At 31.8% G+C, this 16,669-nt stretch carries 14 protein-coding genes; 8 read left to right on the plus strand and 6 right to left on the minus strand.

What is annotated here, in order from left to right; all coding sequences use genetic code 11:
- Position 1: 1 nt before the first annotated feature.
- Positions 2–256 (minus strand): Asp-tRNA(Asn)/Glu-tRNA(Gln) amidotransferase subunit GatC, encoded by a 255-nt coding sequence (locus tag FUA26_RS10390; RefSeq protein ID WP_147135457.1) that lies wholly within the window; start codon positions 254–256, stop codon positions 2–4.
- 689 nt (positions 257–945) lie between these two features.
- On the opposite strand from FUA26_RS10390, the gene gyrB reads away from it, so the two are divergent.
- Positions 946–2,886 carry a DNA topoisomerase (ATP-hydrolyzing) subunit B gene (gene gyrB / locus FUA26_RS10395; RefSeq protein WP_147135460.1) on the plus strand — a complete coding sequence of 647 codons (1,941 nt, stop codon included), beginning with the start codon at positions 946–948 and terminating at the stop codon, positions 2,884–2,886.
- A 57-nt stretch (positions 2,887–2,943) separates the two neighbouring features.
- On the opposite strand, the gene FUA26_RS10400 is transcribed toward gyrB, so the two are convergent.
- Entirely contained in the window at positions 2,944–3,975 is a 1,032-nt protein-coding gene (locus FUA26_RS10400; protein ID WP_147135462.1) for a substrate-binding domain-containing protein, read from the minus strand.
- A gap of 144 nt (positions 3,976–4,119) precedes the next feature.
- Here FUA26_RS10400 and FUA26_RS10405 point away from each other — a divergent pair, with 144 nt between their 5' ends.
- Positions 4,120–5,523 (plus strand): 3-keto-disaccharide hydrolase, encoded by a 1,404-nt coding sequence (locus FUA26_RS10405; protein ID WP_147135465.1) that lies wholly within the window; start codon positions 4,120–4,122, stop codon positions 5,521–5,523.
- Positions 5,524–5,541: 18 nt separating this feature from the next.
- Positions 5,542–6,867 carry a Gfo/Idh/MocA family protein gene (locus FUA26_RS10410; RefSeq protein WP_147135467.1) on the plus strand — a complete coding sequence of 442 codons (1,326 nt, stop codon included), beginning with the start codon at positions 5,542–5,544 and terminating at the stop codon, positions 6,865–6,867.
- A gap of 63 nt (positions 6,868–6,930) precedes the next feature.
- On the opposite strand, the gene FUA26_RS10415 is transcribed toward FUA26_RS10410, so the two are convergent.
- The 4 genes from FUA26_RS10415 to FUA26_RS10430 form a co-directional block, all read right to left on the minus strand.
- Positions 6,931–7,389 carry a hypothetical protein gene (locus FUA26_RS10415; RefSeq protein WP_147135470.1) on the minus strand — a complete coding sequence of 153 codons (459 nt, stop codon included), beginning with the start codon at positions 7,387–7,389 and terminating at the stop codon, positions 6,931–6,933.
- Positions 7,390–7,484: 95 nt separating this feature from the next.
- The gene (locus FUA26_RS10420; protein ID WP_147135473.1) at positions 7,485–8,069 is read right to left on the minus strand and encodes a porin family protein; all 585 of its coding nucleotides are present in this window, start codon (positions 8,067–8,069) and stop codon (positions 7,485–7,487) included.
- A gap of 27 nt (positions 8,070–8,096) precedes the next feature.
- On the minus strand, positions 8,097–8,876 hold the full coding sequence (locus tag FUA26_RS10425) for a membrane metalloprotease (RefSeq protein ID WP_147135476.1): 780 nt from the start codon (positions 8,874–8,876) through the stop codon (positions 8,097–8,099).
- An 84-nt stretch (positions 8,877–8,960) separates the two neighbouring features.
- Entirely contained in the window at positions 8,961–10,013 is a 1,053-nt protein-coding gene (locus FUA26_RS10430; protein ID WP_147135479.1) for a hypothetical protein, read from the minus strand.
- Between the two features lie 283 nt (positions 10,014–10,296).
- Here FUA26_RS10430 and FUA26_RS10435 point away from each other — a divergent pair, with 283 nt between their 5' ends.
- The 5 genes from FUA26_RS10435 (at position 10,297) to mdh (ending at position 16,641) form a co-directional block, all read left to right on the plus strand.
- Complete coding sequence (locus FUA26_RS10435) at positions 10,297–10,818, plus strand: RNA polymerase sigma factor (RefSeq protein WP_147135481.1); 522 nt, start codon at positions 10,297–10,299, stop codon at positions 10,816–10,818.
- 61 nt (positions 10,819–10,879) lie between these two features.
- Complete coding sequence (locus tag FUA26_RS10440) at positions 10,880–11,791, plus strand: FecR family protein (protein WP_147135484.1); 912 nt, start codon at positions 10,880–10,882, stop codon at positions 11,789–11,791.
- On the plus strand, positions 11,778–14,321 hold the full coding sequence (locus tag FUA26_RS10445) for a TonB-dependent receptor plug domain-containing protein (protein ID WP_186826899.1): 2,544 nt from the start codon (positions 11,778–11,780) through the stop codon (positions 14,319–14,321). Before FUA26_RS10440 ends, FUA26_RS10445 begins: the two co-directional genes overlap by 14 nt.
- Positions 14,322–14,417: 96 nt before the next feature.
- Positions 14,418–15,452 carry a DUF6588 family protein gene (locus tag FUA26_RS10450; RefSeq protein ID WP_147135491.1) on the plus strand — a complete coding sequence of 345 codons (1,035 nt, stop codon included), beginning with the start codon at positions 14,418–14,420 and terminating at the stop codon, positions 15,450–15,452.
- 256 nt (positions 15,453–15,708) lie between these two features.
- Positions 15,709–16,641, plus strand: a complete 933-nt coding sequence (gene mdh / locus FUA26_RS10455) for a malate dehydrogenase (protein WP_147135494.1) — start codon at positions 15,709–15,711, stop codon at positions 16,639–16,641.
- Positions 16,642–16,669: the final 28 nt, after the last annotated feature.

The following is a 16,669-nucleotide window of genomic DNA, read 5'->3' on the forward strand; positions in this document are numbered from 1 at the left end:
CTTATTCTTCTATAACTTTTGAAACAACTAAATATCCTTTTTTCTGTTTAGGAAAATTGTCTTTTATAATTTGTTTTTCAGTTTCTGAGCTTTCAATAACAACATCATCTCTTAAACTGTTAATTGAAACAGCATTGGTTTTATTGGTGTTAATAGTGTTGTTTGTTGCGTGTGCATTTTTAATAACATCAAACAACTTGCTTACAGCCTCTGAGGGTTTAGCGTCTTTGATACTCGACAGAACGTCGACTGTCATAATTTTGCTCATTGCTAAATTTTTTAGATTAAAAAAAGCCTTCCGCTATTGGAAGGCTTTTCAATATTTTAAAACAATAACCTTCCAATCCTAATGCTTAGGATTATTGAAATTATTATTGTTGTTATTATTTTGTCTCATTTTTATGGCCTCAAAGATAGTTAGAATATGCATAGAAAGCGCATTTTTTTTTGATTCGTATTTCATAATTAATAGATTGCTAAAAAAAATGATTTTAAATTGTAAGTTCTTTAATGTTATTGTGTAAATAATAAGTATTGTAAGTCTATTTATTGTAATAGTTTAATACAAACTAGCAAAACTATATGTTACTAACGTTAAATAGTGCATAATTATAACTTTTAAAATATAAGCTGTAAGATGTTTTTGTGTTTTTTATTAGAAGAAGTTTTATAGTGTAATATTGAAAATTTGTTTTAAGGTATTTTTAAGGGCTTTTAAGCAACTTTTTTAATTTGAAGCAATTGTTAATAATTTTTGAATAAACTCTTTTAAAAGCGTTAAAAAGGCTTTTTAATTTTGTATATTTGTTATTAATGATGATGCAATAATGCGTCATTTTTTGTGTTAACAAAAGTCTAAAAGCAGTAGCATGTAAAACAGCTGCAGTATAAATATAACTTGCCTTAGCGCAGTAAAAAAAGCAAAAATAAAATAAATATAAAAGTATGAGCGAAGAAGCTAAAAAGCACAATTATTCAGCTGATAGTATTCAAGCATTAGAAGGTATGGAGCATGTACGCATGCGTCCTTCAATGTATATTGGTGATGTTGGTGTACGCGGTTTACACCATTTGGTTTATGAGGTAGTTGATAACTCAATTGATGAAGCATTAGCAGGACATTGTGATACCATAAAAGTAACAATAAACGAAGATAACTCTATCACTACTGAAGATAACGGACGTGGTATTCCTGTTGGTTTACATAAAAAAGAAGGCGTATCGGCTCTTGAGGTTGTAATGACAAAAATTGGTGCTGGTGGTAAGTTTGATAAAGATTCATATAAAGTATCTGGTGGTTTACACGGTGTTGGTGTAAGTTGTGTTAACGCACTATCTACACACTTAAAAGCAACTGTACATAGAGAAGGAAAAATTTGGGAGCAAGAATATGAAAGAGGAAAAACACTTTACCCAGTAAAAACTATTGGCGATTCTGATGTTACAGGAACTATTGTAACCTTTAAACCCGATCCGCAAATATTTCAACAAACTTTAGAGTATAATTATGATACTTTAGCAAGCCGTTTACGTGAGTTAGCTTACTTAAATAAAGGCATTACTGTAGTGCTTACAGATTTAAGACATAAAGATGAAAAAGGTGAATTTATAACTGAAACTTTTCACTCTGAAGCTGGTTTAACAGAATTTGTTCAGTACCTTGATGCCACAAGAGAACCTTTAATGAAAGATGTTATTGCTTTTGAAGGTGAAAAAAATGGCATTCCGGTTGAGGTAGCCATGATTTATAATACATCATACGCTGAAAATTTACATTCTTACGTAAATAATATTAATACGCACGAAGGTGGTACACATTTATCAGGTTTTCGTCGTGGTTTAACACACACATTAAAAAAGTACGCCGATACATCTGGTTTAACAGATAAGTTGAAGTTTGATATTGCTGGAGATGATTTCCGAGAAGGATTAACAGCCATAGTTTCTGTAAAAGTAGCAGAACCTCAATTTGAAGGGCAAACAAAAACTAAGTTAGGAAACAGAGAGGTGTCTGCATCAGTAAGTCAGGCCGTATCTGAAATGTTAACCGATTATTTAGAAGAACATCCAGATGATGCTAAAACTATAGTTCAAAAAGTAATTTTAGCAGCACAGGCACGTCATGCAGCACAAAAAGCACGCGAAATGGTACAGCGTAAAACCGTTATGAGTATTGGCGGTTTACCAGGTAAATTAAGTGATTGTTCAGAGCAAGACCCTGAAAAGTGCGAAGTGTTTTTAGTTGAGGGTGATTCTGCAGGCGGAACAGCCAAACAAGGTAGAGATAGAAATTTTCAAGCTATTTTACCGCTAAGAGGTAAAATTCTTAACGTTGAAAAAGCAATGCAACATAAAGTATTTGAAAATGAAGAGATTAAAAACATATTTACAGCGTTAGGTGTAACAATTGGAACAGAAGAAGATAGCAAAGCTTTAAACCTTTCAAAATTACGTTATCATAAAATTGTAATTATGTGTGATGCCGATATTGATGGTAGCCACATTGCAACCTTAATTTTAACTTTCTTCTTCAGATATATGAAAGAATTAATTGAAAGTGGCCACGTTTACATTGCAACACCGCCCCTTTATTTAGTAAAACGAGGAGCTAAAAAACGTTATGCTTGGAGTGATAAAGAGCGTGATGCAGTTGTAGCTGAATTTGGTGAAGGTAGCAAAATACAGCGTTACAAAGGTCTTGGTGAAATGAATGCTGAGCAACTTTGGGACACTACAATGAACCCAGAGTTTAGAACCATGAGACAAGTACAAATTGATAACGGTTCTGAAGCTGATAGAATTTTCTCTATGTTAATGGGTGATGAAGTACCGCCACGTAGAGATTTTATTGAGAAAAATGCTATTTACGCTAATATTGATGCGTAATACCACTAAATAAGACAGTTTTTTTTGAAAGGCCTCGTTTTAAACGAGGCTTTTTGTTTAATCTATATTTTCTTTAGTTACTATAGTTAAAGGTGTGTAATAATGGGTGTTTGGAGTTTTATTCATAACCAAATAATCACTTAAAAGTTTAATACCTTCATAGCCTTGAGAAAATGGGTTTTGAGATATTAAAAAATCAATAGTGTCATTTTTTAAATAAGTTAGGTTTTTATTATTGGTATCAAAGCCAATAACTCTAACGTTTTTAAGGCTGCCAGCTTCTAAATATTTTGAAATTAAAAACGTGTTACTAGATGGAACAAATACACCGTGAAGGGTTGTGTTATTAAAGGCGAGGTTTAACTGCTTGGTAATACTTTCAAAATCTGTAAAATTAGGTATTTCAACCTCAGTAACATTTACAGGTGAATTCTTTTCTTCAAAATAGGTTTTAAAACCGTTAATTCGTTGGTTTATTGATGTGTGGTTCCCTTTGTTAAGTCTAAATACAGGAATTAAAATATTGCTGTTTTCGGGCAGCATTAATTTCATGAGTTTTGCTCCTAAATAGCCACTTTTAAAAGAATCTTGACCAATAAAGGATAATGGTTTCAACCCTTCAATTTGAGTGTTTATAAAGATATACGGAATGCTTTTTTGTTCTAGTTTTGCAACAATTTCAATAGTTTCTTTTTGAAAAACAGGCGCAATTAAAACAGCGTCAAAATTGTTAGTAATAATGGTATTAAAAGCATTAGTGTATGATGCGCTTTCAAATTGACTATACAAAAAAAAGGTGGTAGATACTCTAAAGTTTTTTACATCTTCAGTAGCAGCATCAATACCTTTTTTTGGAGCACTCCAAAATTCATTTTCAGTACTAGCTTCAGGTATTAATACAGCAATTTTATAGGTTTTATTTAAAGCTAAAGTGCTGGCAATTGTATTTATTTGAAAATTATGTTCCTTAATAATTTTCTCAATATGCGCTTTAGTTTTTTTTGATACACCGGGTCTGTTGTGTATTACTCTATCTACCGTTCCAGTAGAAACGTTTGCTTTTTTTGCTATGTCTTTTATTGTTGTCAATGTACTAAACTATTATAAACGCATATTTTAAGACTACAAATTAACATAAAATTGTGTATTTATTTGATATAGTAAAACTAAATTTATAATTTTACGTGCACGCACACGAAAAACTAAATAAGTATAATTAATAATTAATTTAAAATGAATGTAAAACGTAAATACGGAATTCTTTTTGCACTATTAATGTTGCTAGGTATGTCTGTAGAAATTGCTGCTCAAACCAATGATGATGGGTGGAAATCACTTTTTAATGGTAAAGATTTAAAAGGTTGGAAACAGTTAAATGGTGAAGCAGATTATAAAGTAGAAAATGGCGCCATTGTTGGTACATCAAAAAAAGGAACACCCAACAGTTTTTTATGTACAAAAGATATGTATTCAGACTTTATTTTAGAGTTTGAAGTTATGGTTGATCCTATTCTTAATTCTGGTGTTCAATTTAGGTCAAATAGTTTTAAAGATCACAATAACGGACGCGTTCATGGGTATCAATTTGAATTAGATCCTAGTAGTCGTGGTTTTAGTGGAGGTATTTTTGATGAAGCAAGACGCGGTTGGTTATACCCACTTTCTTTAAACGAAAAGGGTAGAAAAGCATTCCAAAACGGGCAGTGGAACTCTTGCCGAATTGAAGCTATTGGTAATTCAATTAAAACATTTATAAATGGCATTCAATGCGCTAATTTAGTTGATGATATTACGGCTTCAGGCTTTATTGGTTTACAAGTTCATAGTATTGGAGGTAATAACCAAAAAGAGGGAAAACAAATTAAATGGCGTAATATTAGGATAAAAACCAACGATTTAGAAAAAAGTAAAACACCTCAAGATCCTGAAGTTAAAGAAATGAGCTATTTAGTTAATACTTTAACTAATACAGAAGTTAGAAACGGTTGGCGTTTACTTTGGGATGGAAAAACAAGTAACGGTTGGCGTGGTGCTAAGCGAGATGATTTTCCGCCTTCAGGATGGGAAATGAATAACGGTGTTTTAACTGTTTTAGCTACCGATGGAGGCGAATCTACTGGACCTGGAGATATTGTTACAACTGATATTTTTAGCAATTTTGAATTAGAATTAGAATTTAAAATAACCGAAGGTGCCAACAGTGGTATTAAATATTTTGTAGATCCTAATTTGAATAAAGGAGCAGGTTCTGCAATAGGTTGTGAATTTCAAATTTTAGATGATAAAAAACACCCTGATGCTAAAAAAGGTGTAAATGGTAATAGAACAGTAGGATCATTATACGATTTAATGACTGCCGAGGGTTACACAGTTAAAGGAAGAAAGAAACAATTTAAAGGTATTGGTAACTGGAATAAAGCTAGAATTGTTGTAAATGGTGGTAATGTAGAGCACTGGTTAAACAACGAAAAAGTAATTGAGTACAACCGTTTTTCACACATGTTTAGAGCACTTGTGGCTTATAGTAAATATAAAAAATGGGATAACTTTGGGCAATGGCCAGCAGGTCATATTCTTTTGCAAGATCATGGTGATACAGTGCACTTTAGAAGCATAAAAATTAGAGAATTCAACTAAACTAATATATTAAACAATATGAACCCAACAAGACGACAATTCATAAAAAAAGCAGCCACAGGCACTTTGGCAGCTACTGTTTTACCAAGTATGAGTTTTGCAAATAGTAGCATTTTAGGCTCAAATGAACGTGTAAATGTAGCTGTTATTGGGGTACGCAGTAGAGCAAAATCGCTAATGCAAGCCATAGCAAAATACCCTAATGCTAAAATTATTTACACCTGCGATGTTGATGATAATATTATTGAAAAAAATAATGAATGGATGTTAAAAACCATTGGCTATAAAGCTAAGGTTGAAAAAGATTTTAGAAAGGTTTTAGAAGATAAAGATGTTGATGCCGTTTTTATTGCAACTCCAGAGCATTGGCATGCGCCTATGGCTATTTCGTCATTACAAGCTGGTAAACATGTATATGTTGAAAAACCTTGTAGCCATAATCTTTTTGAAAATGAGTTATTGGTAAAAGCACAAAAAAAATACAACAAAGTAGTGCAAATGGGTAACCAACAACGTTCAGCAATTACCAGTCAGCAAGCGGTTCAAGAAATTAAAGATGGTATAATAGGAGAGGCTTACAAAGGCGAAGCATACTATTCAAACAATAGAGGCTCAATAGGTAAAGGTAAAGTTGTTGCTGTGCCAAGTACTTTAGATTGGGATTTATGGCAAGGTCCAGCTCCAAGAGAGGAGTACCGTGATAATATTCACCCATACAATTGGCATTGGTTTAAAACTTGGGGAACTGGTGAAGTGCACAATAATGGTACACATGAAATTGATGTTTGCCGTTGGGCGCTTGGTTTAAATTTACCAAATAAAGTAACCTCTTTTGGTGGTAAATATACATATGATGATGATTGGGAATTTGCAGATAACCAAGAAGTTTTTTATGAGTTTGATAATGATAAATATATAAAATGGGTTGGCCACAGCCGTGGTAAGATAATGCCAAATCAACCAGGAAGAGGCGCTACTATTTATGGTAGTAAAGGTACAATTACTTTAAGCCGAAATAGTTACCAATTATATGGTTTAGATGGTAAACTTATTAAGCAAGTTGATGAAAAAGAAAAGAGTGCAACGCTAAACACAGCAGGAGCTGGCAGTTTAGATGTTAAGCATATTGGTAACTTTTTTAATGCTATTAGAGTAGGCGAAAAACAAAACTCACCTATTGCTGATGCTGCTATAAGCACTGCGTTATGCCATTATGGAAATATGGCGCAATTTGTAGGTGAAACTATTAATATTGATACCCAAACAGGTAAAGTTAAAGGCAATAAAAAAGCCATGCAGTACTGGAAACGAGACTATGAAAAAGGTTGGGAACCAACACTATAATTAATATACCCTATAAGGTGAAAACAAAAAAGCTTCCTTTTTTATGAGGAAGCTTTTTTGTTATTAAAATAAACCAACACTAATACGTGGTGTTCTTAGGCGTACGTTGGTATTAATACTTGTACCTCGGTTTGGGTGTTTGTAATAATAACCATCATATCTGTAGTAATAAAATGATGCATGGTTGTAGTAATGATGTCCATGATGACAATGGCTATCACAGTGCTCATAATGTTCAGCATAAGCATCTCTTTTACCTCTTATATAAGCTCTGTAAGCTTTTTTGTCGCGTTTTTTCAACTCTTTTTCGTAAGCCTTTTGTTCTTCCCAAAAGCTTTCTTCTTCGTCGGTATTTTCAGCTTTAAATTTTTGTTCAAATTTAGCGTCTTCTTTAGCGCGTTTTTCATAATAGCTCATTTTATCTACTGAAGCATTTTTGGCTGTGTCTTCACTGTTTTGAGCATATATTGAGAATGACATTGTAAATAATAAAGCAGTTATAACTGTTTTTAGTGTTTTCATGATATTAAATTTTTAGTTTAACAAAGGCGTTTTAAACGCTTTTCATTTATAAGACACTTACAATTATGTTTACCCTACGTTTTTTTTATAATTTTTTAAAAATTGAAACCTAATGAAAATTGCCACACTCTATTTTGAGGATCGCCTTCATCATAAACGCTACCCATACCTAAATGATATCTTACGCCTAAACTTACGCCAGAATCTGTTTTAAAACCAGTGCCAAAATTTACACCCCAATCAAAATTATTAGGGTCAAATTCTTGTGATGTGCTGAATAAGCTAAAGTTACTATCAAATTCTTCTTTATGATTTATGGCTAAACCAACTTGTGGGCCAGCTTCTAAATAAAAATTATTATCAGGATAAATTTTTAAAAGTAGCGGCATGTTAATATAATCTAGCTTTTGGGTAAAAGTTCCGCTACCATCATTAAGTTCATAACCTTGTTGTGAGTATAAAACTTCAATTTGAAGAGCTAACGCTTCAGATAGAAATGATTCACCATAAAATCCTGCATGAAATCCGTGACGTTGGCTAGTTTCAGTTTCACCATCAAAACTTACAGCAGCTAAATTGTAACCAAATTTAATACCTGCGTTTGATGTGGGTTTGTCTTGCGCATGTAGGCTAAACATAAAACTTAAAATAGTAATAATTGTTAAAAAATTAGTTTTCATAATATATAATTTAGGGATTAATATTTTTTATTTTCCACCATTAGCTTTTAAATCGGCTAAACACTGTGCATCTAATTGTGGGGCTGTATTCATGTTAGACATGTTGCTAATTGAAGCACCAGACTCTGCAGCCCAGTACATTAAGCAGTCTTGTTCATTACAATGTCTTGGGTGTTCTTCATCTTCATGATCATTTTGCATATCTGTGCCGGCATTTGTTAAACCTAATAAATGCCCAAACTCATGTGTTATTACAGTAGTTTCAAGTAAAGTTCTTTCAGGTTCAAAAGGGCCGTTACTTAGGTTTTCAATAGTTTCTTGATAAATAACAAATGATGTGTTCCAGTAAGCGCTACCAAGTGTAACGGTGTTATTAGAGTCGTTACTAGATTTGCCATTAACAAATAATGCCCAAATAGCTATTTGAGTATCTGTATTGTAAAGTTGGCGTTGTTGGCGCTCAATATCAGCAATTTCGTTAATTGTATACGTATCTTTTCCTGTAGCTGGTATAGCACGTTTTTGTACTGTTATACCGTTTGGTTTATTTGAGGTGTTGTTTATAAATGAAACCAAGTTGTTAATGGCAGTTTGTGTGGGTTCAAAGCCTTCAATAAATACCAATTCTATAACCAAGCTTTTAAAAGTGTTGCTAGATAAAATGGCATTGGCAGAACTGCCTGTTTCTTGCCTGTTTAAATTTTTATTTACACCGTTGTTTGTGTTGGTGCTTTCAGCGTCATCATCTTTGGTGCAACCAAATACAATTAATGTAAAAGCGAGTAAGGTTATAAGTTTAAGTTTCATTTTTTTAGTTTTTATTGTTAAAAACAGCTGCCAAATATATGACAGCTGTTTTACCATAACATATGTTACAAATGCTAAACTAGTTTAAATTTTAGTTAAAACAAGTGTTGCGGCTGCATTTGTAGTACTTTGCAGAGAGATTGAGTTTTCAGAATAACTTGTTACTTCCCATGTTTTGTTTAATACATTAAAGGTAGTGTTACCTGAAAAGGTTAATGATAAATAAACTTCAAGTTCAGATGTTACAGTGTATGTGCCTTCAACAGTTTCGGCAGTTGTGTTTGCGGTATTTGTAGCAGTACAAGTTAAATTGTTAGCAAAGTTTATGCTATAGTCTGCAAAATCATTAGCAGTATTTACACCAGCATTAATAAACGATTCTATTTTATAAGCGCCTTCAATTAAAATGCCTTCTATTTGGTTTGCATTATCTTCAGCTTCATTCATATCTTCATCAATATTTAAACACTCGTTAATTCTTGCGTTTAAATCCATATCACTTGTAATTTCTACAACGGTTTCATTGTTTAATGTTGCAGTTATTGGGTAGTTAACAGAAAATAATTCGTTATCACCAAAATTATTCATGTAAGTATAAAGTGCTTGTTCACTTTCAATAACTATGCTACCGGTTTGTTCTAGGTTTAAACTGTATGTTAAAATGGTTACAGGAAAATCAATATTTAAGCAGTTAATAGCATTTTCGGCTTTGTCTTCGGCGTCTTCACACGCATCCATTAAAGCATCGTATTCAGCTTGGTTTGTTACTTGTACCTCGGTATAGTTACTTAACCTTACAGATAAAGGAAATTGAAATTCAATACTATCATCATCACCAACAACTTCACCTAAAATATTTAAAACTAATGCATAATCTGCTTGCGAAATTAATGTAACCTCCTGGTTGTTTATTGTGGCAGTAACAGGAAGTAATATTGATGAACAAGACATGCCGTCTAGAAAATCATCAAAACTACCATCATACATTGATGAGCGTTCTAAATTATTTGCGGTAGGTGACGTGGCTGAATTGGTGTTTGTTCTGTCTCCGTTTTCACTGTCAATTTCATCTTGACATGAGGTAAACGTTAATAACGACATACATAAAATAGCGAATAAAGATTTTAAATTTTTCATGATTTCAATGTTTTTTTGGGTTTTTAAATGTTTCTTTTTCATAGCAATTTTGCTTTCTATTGGTAAGACACTTTATTTTTATTTTACCCTACACATGTTTCGTTTTTTTGTAATGGCAAAATAGTATTTTGTGTTTACAGTATTAAGACACCAATAGAAAAAATTACCCTATCATTTTTTTATTTTTTTTACTGTAAAGAATGTATTTTGTTGATTTTTAGCTAAATAAAACTTTGTTTTTTTATTTATATTTTTGCTGAATTACATGTATTAATACTATTATATGAGTAACTCTAAGGCTAATCTTTGTGAAGAAAACTATTTTAATACTTTTTATTTAGAGCATGTTGAGGCTGTAAATAATTTTGCGTTTTATAAATGTGGAGATCAAGCTGCTGCACTAGATTTGGTGCAAGATGCCTTTGCTAAAATTTGGGAGAATTGCTCAAAAATTGATGTTTCAAAATCAAAAACCTATTTGTTTACAACCGTAAATAATTTGTTTTTAAATACAGTAAGGCACGCTAAAGTGGTGTTAAATTATGCCAAAGAAACCCCTTATATTGATAAAACAAATTTAAGCCCTGAATATATTTTAGAAGAAGATGAGTTTAAACAAAAACTACAAAATGTTATTGCTAATTTAAGTGATGAACAGCGCGAAGTTTTTTTATTAAATAGAATAGAAGATAAAAAATATAGAGAAATAGCCAGCCTTTTAAACATTTCGCAAAAAACGGTAGAAAAGCGTATGTCTGCCGCTTTAAAAGTGCTTAGAGAAAAAATTGATGGTGTGAAAATTTAATTTTTTAATTAGCGTAGGGAAAAAAACAATAAAGGTGTCTTAAAGATATAAAGCAAAAAAAATGCAAAAAGAAAAAGATATATTAAAATGGTTTAACGGCGAAATTTCTTCAGAAGAAATACAACAGTTATACCCAAACGAAGACTTTGAAACTTTGCAGAAAATTGGATTTTACTCTAAACATTTGCAAGCCCCAAAACTTGATAAACACAAAGCTTTACAGGCTTTTAAACACAAACAAACTAAAAAAACACCTAAGGTAATACCGTTGCAAATAAAAACATTTTTGCGTGTTGCAGCCGTTTTAATTGTTTTTTTAACAGCATCATATTTTATATTTTTTAATAATACTAAATCATTTTCAACAGCTGTGGCACAAACAGAAACGTTACAGCTTCCTGATGATTCTGAAGTTATTTTAAATGCACAATCTAATATATCATTCAACAAAAAAACATGGAAAGATCATAGAACTTTAAATTTAGATGGCGAAGCATTTTTTAAAGTAAAAAAAGGCCAAAAATTTACTGTACAAACTAGTGTAGGTTTTGTACAAGTTTTAGGTACACAGTTTAATGTAAAAGCGCGCGATAATTTTTTTGAGGTAACTTGTTATGAAGGTTCTGTAAGTGTAACACAAAACAGCAATAAAACCGTTTTAACTCCTGGAAAAACATTTAGAGTTGTAAACGGTACTATTGTAAATGTTGAAGATTTAAACTCAAATGCACCCTCATGGTTGTTAAAAGAGTCTTCATTTAACAATGTACCACTATGGCAAGTTATAAATGAATTACAAGTACAATATGATATTGTAATTACGGCCAAAAACATTGATGTGTCTGTGCCTTTTACAGGTAGTTTTACGCATACCAATAAAAATATAGCGTTGCAAGCTGTAACAATTCCTTTAAAACTTAGCTATAAAATAAATGGTAAAAATGTTGAGTTGTATAATTATGAAGCTGAATAAAGCCCTTATATTCTCAGTAGTTTTTGTTTTTTTTACAGTACAATTACAGGCACAAGAACAGCTGGCTTTAAAAACTGTTATTTCTAACTTAGAAAGCACGTTTAATGTAAAGTTTTCATATTCCGTAAATGATGTAGAGCATGTTCAGGTTCATATACCAAAACAATTAAAAACATTAAAAAATATAGTAAATTATTTAAATGAAGTTACGTTACTTAATTTCCAGTTTTTAAATGAGCGCTACATTACGGTTTCAACATTAAATAAAACCATAACGGTTTGTGCTGTTTTGGTTGCAAACAATGATGAGCAGCCGCTTTTTGGAGCTTCGGTAGTAGTTAAAAAAACATCAAAAGGTGTTATTACCAATGAAAAAGGTTTGTTTACGTTAACTAATGTGGCCGTTAATGATGTTGTTGAAATTTCATATTTAGGTTTTGAAACAGCTAGATTTTTAGCTAAAGATTTGCTAAAAACCGATAATACTTGCAAAACAATTATTTTAAATGAGCAGCAAGAAACGCTCAATAAAGTATTAGTTTATAAATTTTTAACTACGGGTTTACAAAAACAAACCGATGGTAGCACTGTTTTAAATACTAAAGCATTTGGTATTTTACCAGGGCTTACAGAGCCAGATATTTTACAGTCTATCCAGGCCTTGCCAGGTGTTGAAAGTGTAAATGAAAGTGTAGCCAATATTAATGTACGTGGCGGAACTAACGACCAAAATTTAATACTATGGGACGGCATAAAAATGTATCATTCTGGGCATTTTTTTGGTTTAATATCAGCTTACAATCCGTATTTAACAAATAAGGTTGTAGTTACTAAAAATGGTACGTCAAGTGAGTTTAGTAATGGTGTATCAAGTACCATAAATATGCAAACTAAAAACACTATTAATAATGAGTTTTCGGGTGGTTTTGGTGCTAATTTAATGCATGCCGATGCTTTTTTTGAAATTCCTATAACCAAAAAATTAGCATTTCATGTTTCGGGTAGGCGTTCATTTACAGATTACTTGAATTCCCCAACTTATGATAAGTATTTTAATAGAAGTTTTCAAGATAGTGAACTAACAACAAACGTTGATAATATTAGTGAGAGTAACCGCTCATCAAACTTCTTCTTTTATGACTATACAGCAAAACTGCTTTTCAATTTAAATAAAAATCAAATATTTAGAGCGCATGTTATTGGCATAAATAACAATTTAGATTACAACGAAGCGTTTACTGATGCTAATAACCAAACACAATCTAAAACCAGTAATTTAAAACAAGAAAATTTAGGTTTTGGGGCTAGTTGGAATGCTGTTTGGAGCACTAAATTAACAACTAATTTTAGCGGGTTTTATTCAAAATATAATGTGTTTTCTAATGATTATAGGGTTGAAACAGACCAAGAGTTAAGGCAAACAAATGAAGTTTTAGAAACCGGCTTAAAACTAAAAGTTAATTATAAACTTAACAATTATATAAACCTATTAAACGGTTATGAGTTTAGCGAAATAGGTATTTTAAATGCAACAAATGTAAGCGCACCAGCTTATGATAAAACTAAAAAAGACGTGTTGTTAAATCATGCCGCTTTTAATGAGTTAGAGTTTAATAATAATAAAACCTATGTACGCTTGGGTGTTAGGTTTAACTACTTCCAAAAGTTTAGCAAATTTTTAATTGAGCCAAGGCTAAATTTTAGGCAAAAGTTAATACCTAATTTAGCGTTTAAACTTCTGGGTGAATTTAAAAATCAATCCGCTACACAAATTATAGATTTTCAAGACGATTTTTTAGGTGTTGAGAAAAGACGCTGGATTTTAGCTAATGAACAAAGTATTCCAATTTCAGAAAGTAAACAAATTTCTAGCGGATTTCAGTTTAATAAAAACAATTGGCTTTTTGATGTTGAAGGGTTTTATAAACATGTAAACGGAATAACCACTTCAAATCAAGGGTTTTATAATAATTTTCAAAGTATTAATGCTATTGGCAATTACACCGCAAAAGGTGCGGAGGTTTTAATTAATAAAACAGCTGCTAATTACAGTGCTTGGGTTAGTTATACCTATAGTTTAAATGATTATGAATTTAAAACGTTAACACCGCCAGTGTTTCCTAATAATGTAGATATAAGGCATTCTGTTTCAGTGGCTTTTAATTATAATGTTTTAAAAAATTTAAACATTGCAATTGGTGGTGTTTGGCGCACTGGGCAACCATTTACAAAGCCTGTAGAAGGTAATGAAACTGTACAAAGTGGTAATAATGTGTTTGTGAATTATGATACGCCTAATAGCGAGAATTTAGAAGATTTTATGCGAGTTGACGCTTCTTTAAACTATAATTTTAATTTAACAAAAAGCTTAAAGTCGTCAATAAAAATAGGCGTTATCAATGTTTTAGATAAACAGAACATTGTAAATACCTATTATGAAGTAAACCCCAATGATACCAATACAACTATTAAAATTGAAAATACATCGCTTGGTTTAACACCCAATGTTAGTTTTAGATGTCAGTTTTAGTTTAAAAAATCGATAAAAAGCAAAAAATATCGACAAAAACTTGTTTTGTGTCGTTTTTTTTATACATTTGTTTAACCAAAATCTCAAAAATTACCTATGAAAAAGTTAACGTTACTACTAGTGTTATGTTTAGCTACAATTACAACCAAAGCGCAAGATATTGATGCTTTACTAGCTGCAGGTGTTGAAAATGCAGAGTTATTTGCTAATGATTATTTAAAATCAGGAACTAATGGTTTAATGCACAGCATGAATGCCAACTGGTTTAACACCGCTGATGCAAAACCCCTTGGTGGTTTTGAAATTTCTATCATTGCAAATGCAGCAATGGTTGATGATAAAAACAAATCATTTTTAATGAATATTGCTGATTACAACAGCAACCCTGAGCAAGATTTTACCATAGAATTTGCAGACCAGGCAGCTACCAAAAATGTTGCAACTGCTTTAGGTGAAAATGATCCTGATGTAGATGTTATTATTACCTATGACGATGCTATTTTAGGAGAACAACAAGAAACAATTACACTACCAAGTGGTATAGGTTCTGCTACAGCAAATTTATTGCCAACAGCATTTTTACAAGGTGCTTTAGGCTTAAGTAAAGGTATTGAAATAAAAGCACGCTTTGTACCTAATATTGAAACTGATGATGTAGAGTTAGGTATGTATGGAGCTGGTTTACAAATGGAATTTACTAAATGGTTACCAGCTGATAAAATACTACCTGTTGCCGTATCTGGTTTAGTGGCTTACACACACTTAAATGGAAGTTATGATTTAACGGAATCTTCTAATATTGATGGAGAAAACCAACGTTTAGAAAATGATACCAATACATGGTTATTTCAATTAATAGCCTCAACTAAATTACCAGTAATTAATTTTTATGGTGGTGTTGGGTATATAAAAGGAACATCAGAATCAGATTTATTAGGGACTTACACTGTACAAAGTGGTCCGTTTTTCTCTGAAACTATTCAAGACCCATTCTCTGTATCAAGTGAAATATCAGCCGTTAGAGGTACCATTGGAACAAAATTAAAGTTAGGTTTTTTCAGACTTAATGCCGAATATCATTTATCAGAATTTAACGCCTTTTCAGTAGGTGTTAATTTCGGGTTCAGATAATAAAACGCAGCTATCAATTTTAATGATAGTTTATCAAAAACAGGATGTTTTAATTTTAGTTAGTTTATATTTAATTTTTTGTTTAAAAAAGTACAAGATTTAATCTTGTACTTTTTTTATTTAGAGCATATTAATTCTTAATTTTGTATGACTTTAATCAAGAGTTTTTTCTTTTTATTTGTTGAAATTTGCTTAGCAAACCCAATAAAATAGAACGTTAAAATATTTTTCAAATAATATAACAAATAATAAAAACATGAAAGTAACAGTAGTAGGAGCAGGAGCAGTAGGTGCAAGTTGCGCTGAATACATTGCTATTAAAAATTTTGCTTCAGAAGTAGTTTTGTTAGACATTAAAGAAGGCTATGCTGAAGGTAAAGCTATGGATTTAATGCAAACAGCATCATTAAACGGATTTGACACTAAAATAACTGGTGTTACAAATGATTATAGCAAAACAGCTAATAGTGATATTTGTGTTATTACCTCTGGTATTCCTAGAAAACCAGGTATGACTCGCGAAGAGTTAATTGGTATTAACGCTGGCATTGTAAAATCTGTGTCTTCTAGCTTAATTGAGCATTCACCAAATACAATAATTATTGTAGTAAGTAACCCAATGGATACCATGACGTACTTAGTACACCAATCTACTAACTTACCTAAAAATAGAATTATAGGTATGGGTGGTGCTTTAGATTCTGCTCGTTTTAAATACAGGTTAGCTGAAGCTCTAGAAGCGCCTATTAGTGATGTAGATGGTATGGTAATTGGTGGACATAGTGATACTGGTATGGTGCCATTAACAAGTCATGCTACAAGAAATAGTATTAAAGTATCTGAATTTTTAAGCGAAGAACGCTTAGCTCAAGTAGCTGCCGATACTAAAGTTGGTGGTGCAACCCTAACAAAATTATTAGGAACATCTGCTTGGTACGCACCAGGTGCTGCAGTTAGTGGCTTAGTACAAGCTATTGCCTGCGATCAAAAGAAAATTTATCCTTGTTCAACGTTGTTAGAAGGTGAATATGGCTTAAATGATATTTGTATTGGTGTACCAGTAGTTTTAGGAAGAAATGGTATTGAAAAAATAGTTGATATTCCTTTAAGTGATGCTGAAAAAGAACACATGAAAGCAAGTGCCGAAGGTGTTAGAAAAACAAACGGTTTATTAAACGTTGAAGCTTAATGCTTTAACCTTAAAATAACATTTAAAT

Source organism: Seonamhaeicola algicola, from assembly GCF_007997385.1.
Lineage (GTDB): Bacteria > Bacteroidota > Bacteroidia > Flavobacteriales > Flavobacteriaceae > Seonamhaeicola > Seonamhaeicola algicola.

Coding starts and splice junctions, on each gene's coding strand:
- FUA26_RS10430 (WP_147135479.1), bottom strand. CDS start 10,013: ATGAAAAATTTAAAATCTTTATTCGCTATTTTATGTATGTCGTTATTA.
- FUA26_RS10425 (WP_147135476.1), bottom strand. CDS start 8,876: ATGAAACTTAAACTTATAACCTTACTCGCTTTTACATTAATTGTATTT.
- FUA26_RS10450 (WP_147135491.1), top strand. CDS start 14,418: ATGAAAAAGTTAACGTTACTACTAGTGTTATGTTTAGCTACAATTACA.
- FUA26_RS10390 (WP_147135457.1), bottom strand. CDS start 256: ATGACAGTCGACGTTCTGTCGAGTATCAAAGACGCTAAACCCTCAGAG.
- gyrB (WP_147135460.1), top strand. CDS start 946: ATGAGCGAAGAAGCTAAAAAGCACAATTATTCAGCTGATAGTATTCAA.
- FUA26_RS10415 (WP_147135470.1), bottom strand. CDS start 7,389: ATGAAAACACTAAAAACAGTTATAACTGCTTTATTATTTACAATGTCA.
- FUA26_RS10405 (WP_147135465.1), top strand. CDS start 4,120: ATGAATGTAAAACGTAAATACGGAATTCTTTTTGCACTATTAATGTTG.
- FUA26_RS10410 (WP_147135467.1), top strand. CDS start 5,542: ATGAACCCAACAAGACGACAATTCATAAAAAAAGCAGCCACAGGCACT.
- FUA26_RS10440 (WP_147135484.1), top strand. CDS start 10,880: ATGCAAAAAGAAAAAGATATATTAAAATGGTTTAACGGCGAAATTTCT.
- FUA26_RS10420 (WP_147135473.1), bottom strand. CDS start 8,069: ATGAAAACTAATTTTTTAACAATTATTACTATTTTAAGTTTTATGTTT.
- FUA26_RS10445 (WP_186826899.1), top strand. CDS start 11,778: ATGAAGCTGAATAAAGCCCTTATATTCTCAGTAGTTTTTGTTTTTTTT.
- FUA26_RS10435 (WP_147135481.1), top strand. CDS start 10,297: ATGAGTAACTCTAAGGCTAATCTTTGTGAAGAAAACTATTTTAATACT.
- mdh (WP_147135494.1), top strand. CDS start 15,709: ATGAAAGTAACAGTAGTAGGAGCAGGAGCAGTAGGTGCAAGTTGCGCT.